Source organism: Pseudomonas sp., from assembly GCF_050739995.1.
Taxonomy (GTDB): Bacteria; Pseudomonadota; Gammaproteobacteria; order Pseudomonadales; family Pseudomonadaceae; genus Aquipseudomonas.
In genome coordinates, this window is record NZ_JBOICG010000310.1 from 1 (window position 1) to 15,372 (window position 15,372).

General features: G+C 58.0%; 15 protein-coding genes and 1 pseudogene. 12 read left to right on the plus strand and 4 right to left on the minus strand.

The window, feature by feature from the left end:
- From ACRESD_RS10395 to copD, 5 genes and pseudogenes are all read left to right on the plus strand, one after another.
- Positions 1 to 379, plus strand: a pseudogene (locus ACRESD_RS10395) (DEAD/DEAH box helicase); the annotation flags it as partial.
- 167 nt (positions 380 to 546) lie between these two features.
- Positions 547 to 2,253, plus strand: coding sequence for a copper resistance system multicopper oxidase (locus ACRESD_RS10400; protein WP_431750830.1), 1,707 nt, complete (start codon positions 547 to 549; stop codon positions 2,251 to 2,253).
- 10 nt (positions 2,254 to 2,263) lie between these two features.
- Entirely contained in the window at positions 2,264 to 3,079 is an 816-nt protein-coding gene (locus ACRESD_RS10405) for a copper resistance protein B (RefSeq protein WP_431750831.1), read from the plus strand.
- A gap of 50 nt (positions 3,080 to 3,129) precedes the next feature.
- Positions 3,130 to 3,516: a copper homeostasis periplasmic binding protein CopC gene (gene copC, locus ACRESD_RS10410; RefSeq protein ID WP_431750832.1), complete on the plus strand. Its 387-nt coding sequence runs from the start codon at positions 3,130 to 3,132 to the stop codon at positions 3,514 to 3,516.
- Positions 3,513 to 4,367, plus strand: a complete 855-nt coding sequence (gene copD, locus ACRESD_RS10415) for a copper homeostasis membrane protein CopD (RefSeq protein WP_431750833.1) — start codon at positions 3,513 to 3,515, stop codon at positions 4,365 to 4,367. Before copC ends, copD begins: the two co-directional genes overlap by 4 nt.
- A gap of 30 nt (positions 4,368 to 4,397) precedes the next feature.
- Here copD and ACRESD_RS10420 read toward each other — a convergent pair whose 3' ends face one another.
- Both ACRESD_RS10420 and ACRESD_RS10425 read right to left on the minus strand, forming a co-directional pair.
- Positions 4,398 to 5,120, minus strand: a complete 723-nt coding sequence (locus ACRESD_RS10420; RefSeq protein ID WP_431750834.1) for a TorF family putative porin — start codon at positions 5,118 to 5,120, stop codon at positions 4,398 to 4,400.
- 198 nt (positions 5,121 to 5,318) lie between these two features.
- Positions 5,319 to 5,498: a hypothetical protein gene (locus ACRESD_RS10425; protein WP_003193095.1), complete on the minus strand. Its 180-nt coding sequence runs from the start codon at positions 5,496 to 5,498 to the stop codon at positions 5,319 to 5,321.
- Between the two features lie 323 nt (positions 5,499 to 5,821).
- On the opposite strand from ACRESD_RS10425, the gene ACRESD_RS10430 reads away from it, so the two are divergent.
- Together ACRESD_RS10430 and ACRESD_RS10435 are read left to right on the plus strand one after the other, a co-directional pair.
- The gene (locus ACRESD_RS10430) at positions 5,822 to 6,658 is read left to right on the plus strand and encodes a CvfB family protein (protein WP_431750835.1); all 837 of its coding nucleotides are present in this window, start codon (positions 5,822 to 5,824) and stop codon (positions 6,656 to 6,658) included.
- A 307-nt stretch (positions 6,659 to 6,965) separates the two neighbouring features.
- Positions 6,966 to 8,408 (plus strand): NCS1 family nucleobase:cation symporter-1, encoded by a 1,443-nt coding sequence (locus ACRESD_RS10435; protein WP_431750836.1) that lies wholly within the window; start codon positions 6,966 to 6,968, stop codon positions 8,406 to 8,408.
- Here ACRESD_RS10435 and ACRESD_RS10440 read toward each other — a convergent pair.
- On the minus strand, positions 8,320 to 9,519 hold the full coding sequence (locus ACRESD_RS10440) for an MFS transporter (protein ID WP_431750837.1): 1,200 nt from the start codon (positions 9,517 to 9,519) through the stop codon (positions 8,320 to 8,322). The genes ACRESD_RS10435 and ACRESD_RS10440 overlap by 89 nt on opposite strands.
- 104 nt (positions 9,520 to 9,623) lie before the next feature.
- Here ACRESD_RS10440 and ptrR point away from each other — a divergent pair, with 104 nt between their 5' ends.
- The 5 genes from ptrR (at position 9,624) to ACRESD_RS10465 (ending at position 14,287) form a co-directional block, all read left to right on the plus strand.
- Positions 9,624 to 10,517 carry a putrescine utilization regulator PtrR gene (gene ptrR, locus ACRESD_RS10445; protein ID WP_431750838.1) on the plus strand — a complete coding sequence of 298 codons (894 nt, stop codon included), beginning with the start codon at positions 9,624 to 9,626 and terminating at the stop codon, positions 10,515 to 10,517.
- A 142-nt stretch (positions 10,518 to 10,659) separates the two neighbouring features.
- Positions 10,660 to 10,782, plus strand: a complete 123-nt coding sequence (locus ACRESD_RS10450) for a PA1414 family protein (protein WP_003193089.1) — start codon at positions 10,660 to 10,662, stop codon at positions 10,780 to 10,782.
- 233 nt (positions 10,783 to 11,015) lie between these two features.
- Positions 11,016 to 11,618, plus strand: a complete 603-nt coding sequence (locus tag ACRESD_RS10455) for a peptidoglycan recognition protein family protein (RefSeq protein ID WP_431750839.1) — start codon at positions 11,016 to 11,018, stop codon at positions 11,616 to 11,618.
- Positions 11,609 to 11,989, plus strand: a complete 381-nt coding sequence (locus ACRESD_RS10460; RefSeq protein ID WP_431750840.1) for a hypothetical protein — start codon at positions 11,609 to 11,611, stop codon at positions 11,987 to 11,989. Before ACRESD_RS10455 ends, ACRESD_RS10460 begins: the two co-directional genes overlap by 10 nt.
- 207 nt (positions 11,990 to 12,196) lie before the next feature.
- A complete protein-coding gene (locus ACRESD_RS10465; RefSeq protein ID WP_431750841.1) occupies positions 12,197 to 14,287 on the plus strand; it encodes an amino acid dehydrogenase in 2,091 nt (696 codons plus the stop codon).
- A 65-nt stretch (positions 14,288 to 14,352) separates the two neighbouring features.
- Here ACRESD_RS10465 and ACRESD_RS10470 read toward each other — a convergent pair.
- Positions 14,353 to 15,372, minus strand: a 1,020-nt coding sequence (locus ACRESD_RS10470; protein WP_431750842.1) for a sodium:solute symporter family transporter, incomplete at its 5' end; no start/stop codon positions are given.

Consider the following 15,372-nt stretch of genomic DNA (forward strand, 5'->3'; position numbering starts at 1 on the left):
CGGCGACGAATACGTGCACCGTATCGGCCGTACCGGGCGTGCCGGCAACGATGGCCTGGCCATCTCGCTGATCTGCCACGGTGACTGGAACCTGATGTCGAGCATCGAGCGCTACCTCAAGCAGTCGTTCGAGCGCCGTACCATCAAGGAAGTCAAAGGCACCTACACCGGGCCGAAGAAGGTCAAGGCGTCGGGCAAGGCCGTTGGCGTGAAGAAGAAAAAGACTGACGCCAAGGGCGACAAAAAGAAAACCGGCGCCAAGTCGCCAACCAAGCGCAAGATCGCCAACCGTCCGAAGACCGACAACCTGTCGCTCGTCAGCAAGGACGGCATGGCACCGCTCAAGCGTCGTAAACCAGAGACGCCGGCTGCCGAGTAAGGCAGGGGTGAATTGAAAAAACCGGACGATTGTCCGGTTTTTTTATGGCTGTGGGTTTTGTAACTCGTCAGCCTGGCGAAACTGTCAGATCGGTAATCTGCCGCTAAGGTGGCTGACAGCCGGTCGCCCCTAATCTGCTGCCATTCAACTCATGGAATTGAATCGGCATGCACTCCAAAACCACCCGACGAACTTTTGTCAAAGGCCTGGCCGCCGGCGGCTTGCTGGGCGGGCTCGGGCTCTGGCGCAGCCCGGTCTGGGCCTTGACGAGTCCCGGTCAGCCCACGGTGCTCGCGGGCAGCGAATTTGATCTGTTCATCGATCAGTCCCCGGTCAACCTCACAGGCCGCCAGCGTACCGCGCTGACCATCAATGGCAGCTTGCCTGGCCCGCTGTTGCGCTGGCGTGAAGGTGACACCGTGACCTTGCGCGTGAAAAACCGCCTGGCCGAGCCGACCTCGATCCACTGGCACGGCATCCTCCTGCCGTCGAACATGGATGGTGTGCCTGGCCTGAGCTTCCAGGGCATCGAGCCGGGAGGCGTGTTTGTCTACCAGTTCAAGGTCAAGCAGCACGGCACCTACTGGTACCACAGCCATTCCGGCTTCCAGGAGCAACAGGGTGTATATGGCCCGCTGGTGATCGATCCGAAGGAGCCCGAGTCGTTCAGTTACCAGCGCGATTACGTGGTGATGCTGTCGGACTGGACCGATGAAGACCCCGTCGCGCTGATGAAGACCCTCAAGAAACAGTCGGACTACTACAACCTGCACAAGCCGACCGTGGGCGATTTTGTACGGGATGTGGGCAAGCAAGGCTGGTCGGCCACGGTTGCCGACCGCCTGATGTGGGCGCAGATGAAGATGAACCCTACGGACCTGGCCGATGTCAGCGGCGAGACCTACACCTACCTGCTCAACGGCCAGCCTCCCGGTCGCCATTGGACCGGGGTGTTTCAGGCGGGCGAAACGATTCGGCTGCGCTTTATCAATGGCTCGGCGATGAGCTATTTCGATGTGCGCATCCCGGGGCTGAAGATGACCGTGATCGCTGCTGACGGCCAGCCCGTGCGGCCGGTGAGCGTCGATGAGTTCCGCATCGCCGTGGCGGAGACTTTTGACGTACTGGTCGAGCCGACGGCAGCGGCCTATACGCTGTTTGCCCAGTCGATGGACCGCAGCGGTTATGCCCGCGGCACTCTCGCCCGTGAGGCTGGGGCGGTGGCTCCGGTGCCCGAGCTGGACCCGCGCCCCTGGATCACCATGAACGATATGGGCATGGGTGGCATGGATCACGGTGCCATGGCGGACATGCCGGATATGGAAGGCATGGATCACAGCGCCATGTCGATGCAGGCCCATCCCGACAGCGAGCAGGACAACCCGCTGGTGGATATGCAAGCCATGAATCCGGTGCCCAAGCTCGACGACCCCGGCATCGGCCTGCGTAACAATGGTCGGCATGTGCTGACTTACGCTGACCTGCGCAGCACCTTCGAAGATCCCGACGGCCGCGATCCCAGCCGTACCATCGAGCTGCACCTCACCGGGCATATGGAGAAGTTCGCCTGGTCATTCAATGGCGTGAAGTTTTCCGATGCAGAGCCTTTGCAACTGACCTATGGCGAGCGGGTTCGGCTGGTGTTGGTCAACGACACCATGATGAGCCACCCCATTCATCTACACGGCCTCTGGAGTGACCTGGAAGACGAAAACGGCCAGTTCCAGGTTCGCAAGCACACCATCGATATGCCGCCCGGTTCCCGGCGCAGCTACCGCGTAACCGCCGATGCGCTGGGGCGCTGGGCCTATCACTGCCACCTGCTGTACCACATGGAAATGGGCATGTTCCGTGAGGTGCGCGTGCATGAATAAGGAAGCGAGCATGAGCCATCGTGTTGTATTGGCTTTCATTGGGTTGGCGCTCACGCCGCTGGCATTGGCGGGTGAGTTTCAGGGTATGAGCCCGGCGTCACCCGCACTCAGCGAAAGCCGCACGCCGATTCCGGCCTTGACCGACGCTGATCGCGCTGCGGTGTACAACGCCCCCGGTGGTCACATGGTTCACGACAGTGCGATCAACTCGCTATTGCTGATCAACCAGTTGGAATGGCAAGACGGCAACGGCGAGGGTGCGCTGAACTGGGATATCAAGGGCTGGGTCGGCGGCGATATCGACCGCCTGTGGCTGCGCAGTGAGGGCGAGCGCAGTGCCGGTCGCACTGAAAGCGCCGAGGTGCAGGCACTGTGGGGGCATGCCATCAGCCCGTGGTGGGACCTGGTGGGCGGTGTGCGCCAGGACTTCAAACCGGGGGATGGCCAGACCTGGGCAGCGTTCGGTACACAGGGCATGGCGCTGTACAACTTTGAAGCTGAAGCCACGTTGTTTGTCGGTGAGGCGGGACGTACCGCTGCCCGATTGGAAGGCGACTACGACATCCTCCTGACCAACCGGCTGATCCTGCAGCCCACTGCGGAACTCAATTTCTATGGACGTAACGATCCGCAGCGCGGCATCGGCTCGGGCCTGTCGGAAAGTGAGCTGGGCTTGAGGCTGCGCTACGAAGTCCGCCGTGAATTCGCGCCCTACGTGGGTGTCACCTGGAACCGCAGCTATGGCCAGACCGCGCAATATGCACGTGATGAAGGCGAAGACAGCAGTCAGGTGCGCTGGGTGGTGGGTGTACGCCTGTGGTTCTGACGTTTTTACTCTTCCTATAACTCGCCGCCATGAGCGGCCTGGAGTCTTGCATGTCAATGTTGAAAACCGCCCTGGCGGGCGCTGTGTTGTGGACGGGATTGATCACCAGTCTGGCGGCTTCGGCGCATCCGAAGTTGTTGTCGTCCGCCCCGGTCGATGGGGCAAAGGGGGCACCACCGGCCGTGATCGAGCTGCGTTTCTCGGAGAACCTGCTGACGCAGTTTTCCGGCGCCAAGCTGACCATGACCGATATGCCTGGCATGCCGAATTCGCCGATGCCGGTGAAGGCCAGCGTCGCGGCCAGCAGCGATCCCAAGGTGATGTTGATCAAGCCGGCCGTTGCGCTTGCGGTTGGCAGTTACCGGGTTGATTGGCGCGCGGTGTCGTCCGACACCCACCCGATCCTCGGCAATGTGGTGTTCAGCGTCCAGCCATGAATGAACTGGTTCAGGTTTTTCTGCGCTTCGCCCTTTATCTGGATTTGATGCTGGTGTTTGGCCTAGGGCTGTTTGGACTTTATGCCGATAGCAGGCTGTTGAATCTGAAACCGTTGTTGCGAGTGTTGGCGAGTTTGGGGGTGCTGTTTTCGGTAGCGTCGCTGCTGTCCATGACCCAGGCCATGAGCGGCGCCGAGGATTGGCAAACACTGTGGCCCCATTTACAGATGATGCTCTGGCAGACCGAACTGGGCTGGAGTTGGTGGCTACGTATTGTTGCGCTGGTGTGGGTGATGCTCAACACCCGATTGGCCACTTTGTTCGGGGCCGTCGCATTGGTGACGCTGGTGTGGACCGGACATGGAGTGATGCATGAGGGCACACTTGGGGGGTGGCATATTCTCAGTGACAGTGCGCACCTGTTGGCAGCGGCGGGGTGGCTCGGGGCATTGGCGGCGTTCGGTTTGTTGCTGATGAGCACGTCTTTGCAGGCGGTGCAGGTATTGGCACACACCTTGGCGGGCTTTGAGCGTGTGGGCGCGGTATTCGTCGCGGTGTTGATCGGCACGGGCGTGGCGAATTATCTGTTTGTGGTCGGGCCGAACCTGGATGGCATCACGGGTGGCCTTTACGCGATCCTATTGTGCTTCAAGTTGGGATTGTTCGGCCTGATGTTGGGGCTGGCGGCACTCAATCGCTCCCATCTGACGCCGTTGCTGCAGCGTTCCATGGCGCAGGGCGAGCATGGAGTGGCGCGTAAAGCGTTGCGCCGCAGCATCGTCCTGGAGTTTGCGGCGGCGGTGCTGATCCTGGCACTGGTGGCTTGGCTGGGGACGTTGGCGCCGAATTAGGATAGTGTGCTTTTCAGGCATTTAAGCGCCTCAATAAAACGACCGTACAGCCTTCAAGGTCAACAGACCGTCGCATTGCGAATTGTGTCCGGAGTAGGCTGAGCAATCGGTGCCGCTGAGGCTGGAGCCGCTGTAGATCAGGTCGAGGTCAATGCCTTTCCATGCGCGGGAAAACTGTACCGACCAATCGCTGAAACTGCTGATGGAGCCGCCATCCACCGACACCGGGCTGCCCAACTGATGGGTGGTGTACTTCATGCTCACGCCGATGCCGAAGGGTTGCGTGCCACCGAGGTCGGCGAACAATGTGCTGTCCTGGCGATCCGGATCGTTGCTGAAGGAGACGCCGAAGCGGTTGCCCAACAGGTTGAGGCCGCCGTAGAACTCCTGGCTGTCGAGGGGGCTGAGCTTGGGGTAGCTGTAGTGGATCAACCCGACTTCGTAGCCCAGGGTCTGGTCGAAGGGGCGCTTGAAGCCCAGGTAGGAATCGACTTCGAGGTTATTGGCCGAAGCCAAGCCCATACTGGGGGCGAACTGGCCGAAATACAGGCCGCTGTCATGGCTCAGGTCCAGGCCGCCGTGAAACGAGTCGCTGCCCGGCGATGTGGGTTTCACCAGCCCTTGGGCCATGCTGCGGCTGGGCGTCGTGCCCAATTTCAGATCGAAGTCGCCCAGTTCGCGCTGGAAAATCTGCGCTTCGGCCAGGGGGCTCGCCAATAGGGCGCCGATCAGGAAAATGCAGGGTTTGAGCATGCTTCACTCCATGAGAAAGCGAGGAGCAGTAACGGGTATGTCGGGCAGATGCCCGTTTTAGACGTGTGCAAGCATACCGGCGAATGCCAGGCGGTGAGCCCCGTTCGTCGATTGGTATAGATAAGAGAGGGTATTTCGGGCTCTAGTCCTAGCGCCTTGAAGGCAAGACGCTTAGGGACCAGGTGTACTGCGCAGGTATTACTTTTTGCCCAGGCTGATCTGCTTGGACGGGCCGAAAGTCTGGCCGCTCACGCCCTTGGCAATTTGCTGGATTTCGCCACCGGACTTGAGGAAAGCAGCAATCTGGCTGTTGATCGATTCGCTGGTTTCAACGGCGGGAGCTGGCTTTGCTTTGCTGTTGGATGCTTTTACGCGCATGGCGGCCACTAACCTGTAGAAAATTAACTTGGCCAGGCATCGTACAGGAAATACTTGACAATTGCTTGGTAAATATCCCCGGGGAATAACGGGGGCAACGGAAAATAGCCGAAGTTTATCTTTGGAATAATCCTCTAACTTACTGTTTTAACTCGAAACCACGGGGTATACGGTGGGGCATGCCCAGGAAAAATTCAGGCGTTCGATCAGACGAGCGGAGCGCCGTCAGCAGAAAGCCACGCCAGCCCGCGATTTCGCACGCGTACGCGCGTATCGAGCCCAACTCGGGTAGAATGCCGCCCACGTAACGAGGGTATTTGGAAATGGCTTTAGTCGGGCGCTACAACAGCTTGCAAGTGGTTAAACACACTAACTTTGGTTTGTACCTGGATGGTGCGCAAGATGGTGAAATCCTCTTGCCCAATCGGTATATCCCCAAAGATATTCCCAGTGAAGATGAAGATTGGCTTAACGTTTTCATTTATCTGGACAGCGATGACAAACTTATTGCCACGACTGAAAAGCCCAAAGTTCAAGTAGGCGAATTTGCCAGTTTGAAAGTCGTGGAAGTCAACAGTATCGGCGTATTCCTCGATTGGGGTTTGCCCAAGGATCTGTTGCTTCCGTATTCGGAAGAAAAACGCCAGTTGACCGCCGGTGAGTATTGCGTGGTGCACGTCTATCTCGACAAGCACACCAAGCGCATCACCGCCACCGCACGCCTGGACCGTTACCTGGACAAAACCCCTGCCAACTACCAGGTGGGTCAGGAAGTCGACTTGCTGGTGGCCGAAGCCACGGACATGGGCTTCAAGGCGATCATCAACAACAAGCACTGGGGCTTGATCCACAAGAACGAAGTGTTCAAGTTCTTGCGCCCGGGTAAGGAAGAAAAAGGCTTTATCAAGGAGATCCGCGCCGATGGCAACATCAGCCTGAGCCTGCAGCCGGTCGGCCAGGAAGCGGCTTCCAGCCTCAACTCGAAGATCCTCGCCAAGTTGCGCGAAAACAACGGCACCTTGCCGGTCAGCGACAAGAGCGACCCCGCGCTGATCAGCAACTTGTTCGGTGTGAGCAAAGGCAATTTCAAGAAGGCCATTGGTGCGCTCTACAAGCAGGGACAAATTGTGATTCATGCGGATCGCATTGAACTGAGCTGAGCCTGGCCTGCTCTTCTGTAGGCGCCCGTCGGCGTCTACAGAGGTACATACGATCCGGGCTGCCTGCTCCATCGCAGGCTACCTGTGTGCACATCGGGTGCAGCACTGATTGTGTACAGGATTTATCTGCACCGTTGCTGAGCATCGTCCCCGTCTATAGAACCCTTTGAATTCCTTTGGAGCGCCGATCCAAGGGGATTGTGTGCCATTGGCACGCATTCTGCTGAATGCCTCGTATACAAACCATGCCGCCTACCGTATGCACACCGCAACGGCAGTGCAGGCCGGTATCTCGAGGAGCCAAGCGATGACCGAACAATTGCCCAAAGGCTACAGCCCGCGCCTGTACAACCAGGACCTGGGACCGCTGCCGCAAAAATGGACCTGGTACAACATCTTCGCCTTCTGGATGAGCGACGTGCACAGCGTCGGGGGCTATGTGTTCGCCGCCAGCCTGTTTGCCCTCGGCCTGGCGAGTTGGCAGGTATTGATCGCGTTGCTTGCTGGTATTTGCATCGTGCAGTTGATCGCCAATCTGGTGGCCAAACCCAGCCAGCAAGCTGCCGTGCCCTATCCGGTGATCTGTCGGCTGGCCTTCGGTGTGTTCGGGGCGAATATTCCGGCAGTGATACGCGGCTTGATCGCCGTGGCGTGGTATGGGATTCAGACGTATCTGGCGTCCAGCGCGCTGATTATTGTGGTGCTGCGCTTCTTCCCACAGATAGCGGTTTATGCCGAGCCGCATTTCGCCGGTTTGTCTTACTTGGGGTGGTTTGGTTTCCTAAGCTTGTGGGTGTTGCAAGCGGCAGTGTTCTGGGCCGGCATGGAGTCCATTCGTCGTTTCATCGATTGGGCGGGGCCGGTGGTGTATGCGGTGATGTTTGCCTTGGCCGGCTGGATCGTATGGAAGGCCGGCTGGGCAAATGTCAGCTTCACCCTGGCGGAAAAATCCCTGTCGGGTTGGCAAGCCTTCGGCCAGGTGATTGTGGCGACGGCGCTGGTGGTGTCGTACTTCTCTGGACCTACGCTGAATTTTGGTGATTTCAGCCGCTACTGCCGCAGCATGCACGACGTACGACGCGGCAATTTCTGGGGGCTGCCGGTAAATTTCCTGGCGTTCTCCCTGGTCACCGTGGTGATCGTTTCGGGCACCTTGCCGGTGTTTGGCGAGATGCTCCACGACCCCATCGCCACCGTCTCGCGCATCGACAACAGCATGGCGGTGCTGCTCGGCGCCTTTGCCTTCGTCACTGCGACCATCGGCATCAATATCGTTGCCAACTTCGTATCGCCAGCGTTTGATTTTGCCAATGTCGCGCCAAGCAAAATCAGCTGGCGGGCTGGTGGAATGATCGCGGCCGTCGCATCGATCTTCATCACCCCTTGGAACCTGTTCAATAACCCGTTGATGATCCACTACACCCTGGACGTTCTCGCGGCGTTCATTGGCCCTTTGTTCGGCATTCTGCTGGTGGACTTCTACCTGATCAAAAAGCAGAGGATCGACGTGGATGCGCTGTTCGATGACAGCCCGAGGGGACGCTACTACTTCGACGGCGGCGTGAATTGGACCGCGGTCAAGGCCCTGGTGCCCGCGACGCTGGTGGGTGTCGCGATCACCTTCACCCCGGCGCTGCAGGGCATGGCCAACTTTGCCTGGTTTACCGGGTGCTTCCTGGGAGGGCTGTTTTTCCTGGTGCTCGCTCGTCGAGAGCAGGTTCGCTTGCCGGCACCGCTGGTTGCCGGCTGATCAATACCGCGCCCGCCAACACCATGCCGCCGCCGGCAATGATCAAGGCCGGCTGCAGGCCGCCGCTCAAGTGGCTGCTCACCGACGCGAGTAGTGGCCCACATAATTGTCCAATGGCAAAGCTTGCGGTTAGCAGCCCGGTGTTGCGCTGGTAGCCGTGGGGTGCGACTTCCCGCAGGCGTGCCATGACCAACTGCATGCAGGCCAGGAAGGGGGCGCCGCAGAGCAATACGCCCAATGCCAGGCCCCAGCCATTGCCCAACAAGCAGGCGAACACCCCAGCTGCTTGAAGCCACAAGGTGCTCATCAACCAGCGGCGGGTGGTGTGCGGGTCCTTGCGGCGCAGGCTTGCCACCACTACGCCCAATGCAGCAGCCAGTCCAAAGCATGGCCAGAATAGATCGGCTTGCCAGTCACCTTTGAACTGAGCGCTGGCCATTTGCGACAGAAAGGTCGCCGGAATGATGTAACCCAGGCCATACAGGAAATAAATCCAGCACAGGTGCGTGATGCTGCCATTGCTGCCCGCGTGGTGGGCGTGGGCCACTGGGATGGTCGGTTGTGGTAGGAACGGCAGGATGGCCAGCAACATCACCAGCGCCACCACGCCATACACCAACCACAGCGTTGCGGAGCTTTGCCCCAGCAAGTTCGAGCCCAGTGCCAGCAGCCCGGTCAGCAGAATGCCCAGCCCAGGACCGGCAAACACCAAGGCCCCCAGGCGCGGGCGCCCAACGGCAATCGCCAGGGGCTGGCTCAAACTGGCGATCATCACCAACGCCCAGGCACTGGCAACACCGGTGCCGAAGCGCAGCAACAGATGCGGCCAGAAACCCTGGGCCCAATACGATGCCAGGGTCAACAGCACGCAAAGCCACAGCCCGCCGTACATCCTTGCGCGCACATGGTGATGGCTGCGGGCGAAGATCGAATCCACAGCGCCGACGAAATAGCCCAGGTAATTGGCCGCCGCGATCAGGCCCGCGCCGGTCAAGTCGATCTGCCCTTCACTGAGCAGATGGGGCATCTGCGGTGTTAAGGCAAAACGGCCAATGCCCATGGCCATCATCAAGGCGACAAAGCTGGCGAGTAAGCGAATCAGGGGGGACATGTTCAGGTTTCCTGCAAGGCAGCCATTGACCTTCAGGCTAAAGCCGATTGACTTTCTGTAAAAATGAATAATAGTGAGTAACTTGTTCAGTTTTGGAGAAAGGTATGGAGTTCAGTCAATTGCGCATTTTCCAGGCCGTGGCGGAAGAGGGCTCCATCACCCGTGCGGCTGAGCGCCTGCACCGCGTGCCGTCGAACCTGTCGACGCGGCTCAAGCAGATGGAAGAGCAACTCGGCGTCGATTTGTTCGTGCGCGAACGTCAGCGTTTGCAGCTTTCTCCTGCGGGCAAAGTGTTGTTGGACTACAGCACGCGCCTGTTGGCATTGCACGACGAGGCCCATGGTGCCGTCCAAGGTGGCCAGCCAGCCGGTGATTTTGTGCTGGGCAGCATGTACAGCACCGCCGCGATTCACTTGCCGAAGTTGCTGGCGCGTTATCACAAGGCGTATCCGATGGTGAACCTGCAGGTGCAATCGGCGCCCAGTGGTGAGTTGCTCGAAGGTTTGATCACCGGTCGCCTGGACGCGGCGCTGGTGGACGGTCCCATCACCATCGCCACCCTGGATGGTGTGCCCTTGTGTGAAGAACGGCTGGTGTTGATTTGCGAAGCCGATCATCCACCCGTACGCGGCCCCCAGGACGTGGCGGGCCGCTCGGTGTTCACCTTCCGCCGCAGTTGTGCTTACCGTGCGCGCCTGGAAACCTGGTTTTCCCACGATCGAGTGGCGATGGGCCGTGCCATCGAGATCGAGTCTTACCAAGGCATGCTTGCCTGTGTGACTGCCGGTTCCGGTGTGGCGCTGATGTCCGAATCCATGCTCGATAGCCTGCCGGGCAAGGGCAGCGTGTCCGTTCATCCCCTGACTGGGCCATTTGCTACTGCGACGACCTGGCTGATGTGGCGAAAGGGTATGCTCGGCGCTAACCTCAATGCATGGATCGACCTGCAGCAAGAAGGCAGCGCGGATTTCCTGCAAGACACGCGGGCGATTGCTTGAACGATCCGACAGGATTCAGATCAATTTGGTAATAATTCGTTGTGGTTTCGTTCAAGCATTACGTAGGACTTAGAGCTACTATCACTGTAGGAAAAGGCGACAGAACTCCCGCCGACCCGCATTACCCTCAAAGGGGGCAACCATGAAAGAGAAAATTCAAAACTGGCTCCATGATCTGGGTGTTGCATTGGGCTTGATCGAGCCTCCGCTGCAGCCGGTGCCGATTCGTACTGATGACGAGCAGCGTCGGCCACGCCGCAGGTAAGTCCTGAAGCGCTCACGCGATCCCGTCGCGCGGGCGCTGCACCATGGATTGTTTATCAGGGCGTGTTCGGTTTCTTGTAATCCGAGTGCATTCGTCGTTCATTTCGTACTGCCCGCAATTATCTGACGAGGCACGTTTCATCGTCAGAGACTTCTTCTTATTCCGTCATCCGTGCCCTTTTTCCAATTCGCCTTTCTATATTTTTGCCTTCACATGGAAGAATGGGCATTGGAATGTTGCGTATTGATAACGAAGGAATGCTGATTTCCGACAGGGTCGAACTCCGTCGGTTTCAAACGATCGAGCACGGGGATTTGCGCAGCGTACGCGCTCTGGTGGTCCACCAGACAGATGCCCCGACCGCCCAGCACACCTTTAACGCCTACCTCGCCAAGGGTAACGGAGCGCACTTTCTCATCGAGAAAAGTGGTGTGATCTACCAGACGGCCAGCCTCAGAAAACGCTGTTATCACGTTGGACGCTACCTGCGTTCCAAGTGCTTGGAAACTGATAGGGCGACGTGCGACTCGGCTCAAATCCAATCTATTCAAACACTCACTTGGACGTTGCAGGTTCGAGCGCTGGACCGCTATGAGCGCAACAAGGACTATCCTGAGCGATATCCGATGAACGCGGATTCCTTGGGGATCGAGTTGGTCGGCAAGCATTTGGATGCAGCACGGTATGAGGAGGTGACTGCTATGCAGAATCAGTCTCTGCGGTGGTTGGTGTCAGAGTTGCTTGGCCATTTCCGCCTGACGCCAGAGGACGTCTACACGCATCCGCAAATCTCATATAAACACCCAGGCGAAGCCAGCAGTGCGGTATGGCAATGAATCTACGGCGGTGGTCATTCGGAACGTGGGTATTACTCGCCGGATGCACGGTATCCCTTCCGGATATCGACGACATCGCCATCTCAGGCTTTCACTCCGAAGAGCCTGAACGCTGTCGGCCTGGTGACGTCGTGCTGGATGAGCGGCAAGTCGCATCCTTTTTCAAGCGCGCTGAACCGATTGATGGGCGCGTGCTACATGACGAGTACGACTGGGCGCCTTGTTACCTTGAAGGCACGCTGAAATATCGCGGCAAGGCGTGTACTTGGCGGGTGAGGGCGGGGGCGACAGGGGAGATCGAGTGCCCGACAACCGAGCAGTATTTCGGCTGTAAGGATTGCGGTGACTTGTTTAAAGGGCCAAATCAGTAAGGAGGAGTGAACAAGCGCGGGGACTCTTCCAATCAGGCTTTACTGTTCAATTGTCGGAGTTGGACTACTTGTTAGTCGGAATTAGCTGGCTTATCTAATTTTGGAGATGCGCATAGGTTAAAACCCAAGCGCCTATTCGTAGCGCCCCAACGTTATTGAGTTCCTCTCTTCGAGGTATCAATAAGTCAGAATTGCTGGAGACAAGTTATGCTGCTCTCTTCAGTTCCGCCGGTCGCTGCATCACTCATCAGCACCACCGACAATGTTTTACATATTGCACCTGTGTCGAGAGGCTGGAAGGCCGACGCGCCCAGAAACACGGTATTTCTTCCCTCTACGTTGACCAAACAGGCTCTGCTCATACAGATCGGGCTCTTGCGTCCAATAGCGATCATTGTTGGAGATCAAGCCATCGATGCAGACGTCATTGACCACTGGCGCACCTCTCACCCATTTGGAGACCTCTGTTTGATCCGCAGAGGTACGAGTCTGGATAAGATACGGCTGGATCTGTGTGAATCCAACGGTATTCGAGTGATGAACACGCCAGGGGTCAATGCGCCGCATGTGGCTGCCTACATGCTACGTTGGTTAACACTGGCTGATGGCTCCATACCTCATGATGTTCGTGTATTGGGATACGGCAATGTGGGGAAAGAGCTAGTCAATTTGTTGCTTGATCGAAATCCCGATGTTCGGGTCAAGGTGTTAGTCCGACAAGGTCGAGCGTCGGGCACTATCGGGAATGCATCTGCGGATAGTCGAGTATCATTTGTTGTGGACTGGCTCGAGGTGTTGGAGGGTGCCTCTGCCGTCGCTATATGCTTGTCGCTGTATGACGAGTCCGTTCACCGCCTTGATCAGGCCCTCATTCAGTCCATGTGCAGAGAAGCCCGCTTGGTCTGTGTCGCCAAGCCGGATGTCTTTAGTGATGATGCTTTGCGCACCCTGGCCGCAGCTGAAGATATCCAGCTTGTACTGGACTATGGGGCGGTGACACTGGATGCGTTTCGACTACGCACACAAACGCTTGGCTGTGGTGTCTCTAGCTGGTACAGACCTGCGACGCTGACTACACAGGCCGCAACGACAGAAGCTTGCCATTGCGACCTTGATTACGCGGTTTCAGTTCAACTCAGCTTGATGGCTTTGCGCAGTCTGGTCAGGCGCAAACTTGCACAATCATTGACGATTCCTCCTCGGCACGTAGATGCCGGTGCGCCGCGTGTGTCGATCATCGGTAGAGGTATCAATGGCCTGCTCCAGGCCGTGATGCTCCGCTTGGCGAATTATCAGGTCACGGTACATGGGGGAAATCAGAGAAGCGATGGAGCCAGTCATAAGCCTGTGAACATGCGCCATATGTCGGCAACGGAGACGACTGCAAAGCCACTGCATAATGAATATCTACTTCCCGCCAATCAGTGTTTGGCTGTTGAGTGCAATCGTGCAGGCATCGAGCTGTTTGAAAAGCTTCTGGCTGACAATCCAACGCTGGCACGATTCGCGCGGTCGCGAGTCGTGCGCGCCTATATGAACGACGCCAGTGGCGTAGAGGCTGCGATTCACGAGCAACGCGATATCGAAAACAGGCCTTGGCCGAGTGGCAAGCCGGGACGTGAGCTCACAGAAATCAGTCAACGACAGTTCTTGGAGCGGTATGGAGTTCCAGGGGTCGGTAGGGCTATTGAGGTGTCGGGTTACGATCTGGAATTTATCCATTTAAAGGACGAGGTAGAGGCGCTTTTGCTGAACTCTGGGGTTCAGTTCTTGCCCCAGCATCTGAGTCTGGTCCAGATTGCTGAGTTAAGCAGAGAACACTTCGTTGTTACAGCCATGGGAGTAGAGGAGTCAGAGGTAATCGCGATCGTTGGCTGGTTTTTCAAGCTGCGCGCTGTTGGTCATGAGGGGGCAGGAATGCGCGGACTCAAACTGCAGTATCCATTGCCCATTGGTGTTATGAATTGCCGTTTGGACGGGGACTGCATCCTTATTTCTGGCGGACAGGTTCCGCCCGATTCGACGCCAGAGCACAAGGAACAGATATTGGTGGCATGCCTGGCTGCTGTCTCTCGGCACTTTCCCGGGTCCTACCGCAGGGCAATAGAAAGTGGTGGCTTGCAAATTGTCGAATGTGCCAGGCCCGGCACCTCGGATGGGCTTTCAATCGTGCATTGGTCCGCGCACCACCGAATTGCGGCGGGAGGAACCTATGCCGGGGGGACAACACAGGGATTGGTATGGGCTTCTCTGGTCCAGGAAATCATCCAGGCTAACCAAAGCCTGGTCGTTGAATGAAAAAAAACGGGTGCGACATCCGACGTCGCACCCGCTGAAGAAACCGCTCTAAAACCCGTTCTTTCTTAAACTGCGCTGGCCGCCACACTCTCTGGCCGGCGCGACAACAGACTCACCACCACAAAACTCACCAACCCAACCGCCAGGCTGTAGTAGATCGGCGTGTTCGCATCCAACCCATCCTTGATCATGAACACCAGCGCTGTCACAAAGCCCAGGGTCATGGAGGTGATTGCGCCGGAGGTGGTTGCCCGTTTCCAGAAAATCGCGCCGATCAGCGGGATAAGCATGCCGCCTACCAACAGGTTGTAGGCCAGGGTCAGGGCGCTGATCACATCGTTCACCACCAAGGCGATCCCCAGTACGGCGATGCCGGTCAGCATCGTGAACAGGCGGTTGACCGCCAGGCTCGACTGTTTGCCACCCCGCAGGCGCGGCAGCAGGTCTTCGGTCAGTACGGTGGAGGCGGCGAGCAAACCGGCGCTGGCGGTGGACATCATCGCGGCCAGGGCTGCCGCAATGACCAGGCCACGAATGCCGTCCGGCAATGAGGCTTTGACGATGGCGGCAAAGGCGTTGTTGACGTTATCCAGGTCGGGGATCAGCACATGCGCCGCCATGCCGATCAAGGCACAGGCCAGGCCGTAGAGGATGCAGTAGAAGCCGGCGAACGTGCCTGCGTACTTGGCGACCTTTTCATCGCGGGCGGTGAACACCCGTTGCCAGATGTCCTGGCCGATCAGGATGCCGAAAAAGTAGATCATGAAGTACGTAATGATGGTGTCCCAGCCGATTTCGGTGAAGCTGAAATTCGACGCGGGCAGCTTGGCCACCAGTTCATCCCAGCCGCCGACGCGGTACAAGCAGATAGGCAGCAGGATAAACATCAGGCCGACGGTCTTGATCACGAACTGCACGATATCGGTGAGGGTCAGCGACCACATGCCGCCGATGGTCGAGTACACCACCACCACGCCACCGCCCAGCAGTACCGAGACCCAGAAGGGCAGGCCGAACAGCACTTGCAGTACGGTGCCAATGGCCAGGATCGAGGTCACGCCGATCATCAGCGCATAGGCCAGCAT

Excerpts from the sequence above, each read along its gene's own strand:
- ACRESD_RS10400 (WP_431750830.1), top strand. The coding sequence starts at position 547 with ATGCACTCCAAAACCACCCGACGAACTTTTGTCAAAGGCCTGGCCGCC.
- ACRESD_RS10405 (WP_431750831.1), top strand. The coding sequence starts at position 2,264 with ATGAGCCATCGTGTTGTATTGGCTTTCATTGGGTTGGCGCTCACGCCG.
- copC (WP_431750832.1), top strand. The coding sequence starts at position 3,130 with ATGTCAATGTTGAAAACCGCCCTGGCGGGCGCTGTGTTGTGGACGGGA.
- copD (WP_431750833.1), top strand. The coding sequence starts at position 3,513 with ATGAATGAACTGGTTCAGGTTTTTCTGCGCTTCGCCCTTTATCTGGAT.
- ACRESD_RS10420 (WP_431750834.1), bottom strand. The coding sequence starts at position 5,120 with ATGCTCAAACCCTGCATTTTCCTGATCGGCGCCCTATTGGCGAGCCCC.
- ACRESD_RS10425 (WP_003193095.1), bottom strand. The coding sequence starts at position 5,498 with ATGCGCGTAAAAGCATCCAACAGCAAAGCAAAGCCAGCTCCCGCCGTT.
- ACRESD_RS10430 (WP_431750835.1), top strand. The coding sequence starts at position 5,822 with ATGGCTTTAGTCGGGCGCTACAACAGCTTGCAAGTGGTTAAACACACT.
- ACRESD_RS10435 (WP_431750836.1), top strand. The coding sequence starts at position 6,966 with ATGACCGAACAATTGCCCAAAGGCTACAGCCCGCGCCTGTACAACCAG.
- ACRESD_RS10440 (WP_431750837.1), bottom strand. The coding sequence starts at position 9,519 with ATGTCCCCCCTGATTCGCTTACTCGCCAGCTTTGTCGCCTTGATGATG.
- ptrR (WP_431750838.1), top strand. The coding sequence starts at position 9,624 with ATGGAGTTCAGTCAATTGCGCATTTTCCAGGCCGTGGCGGAAGAGGGC.
- ACRESD_RS10450 (WP_003193089.1), top strand. The coding sequence starts at position 10,660 with ATGAAAGAGAAAATTCAAAACTGGCTCCATGATCTGGGTGTTGCATTG.
- ACRESD_RS10455 (WP_431750839.1), top strand. The coding sequence starts at position 11,016 with ATGTTGCGTATTGATAACGAAGGAATGCTGATTTCCGACAGGGTCGAA.
- ACRESD_RS10460 (WP_431750840.1), top strand. The coding sequence starts at position 11,609 with ATGGCAATGAATCTACGGCGGTGGTCATTCGGAACGTGGGTATTACTC.
- ACRESD_RS10465 (WP_431750841.1), top strand. The coding sequence starts at position 12,197 with ATGCTGCTCTCTTCAGTTCCGCCGGTCGCTGCATCACTCATCAGCACC.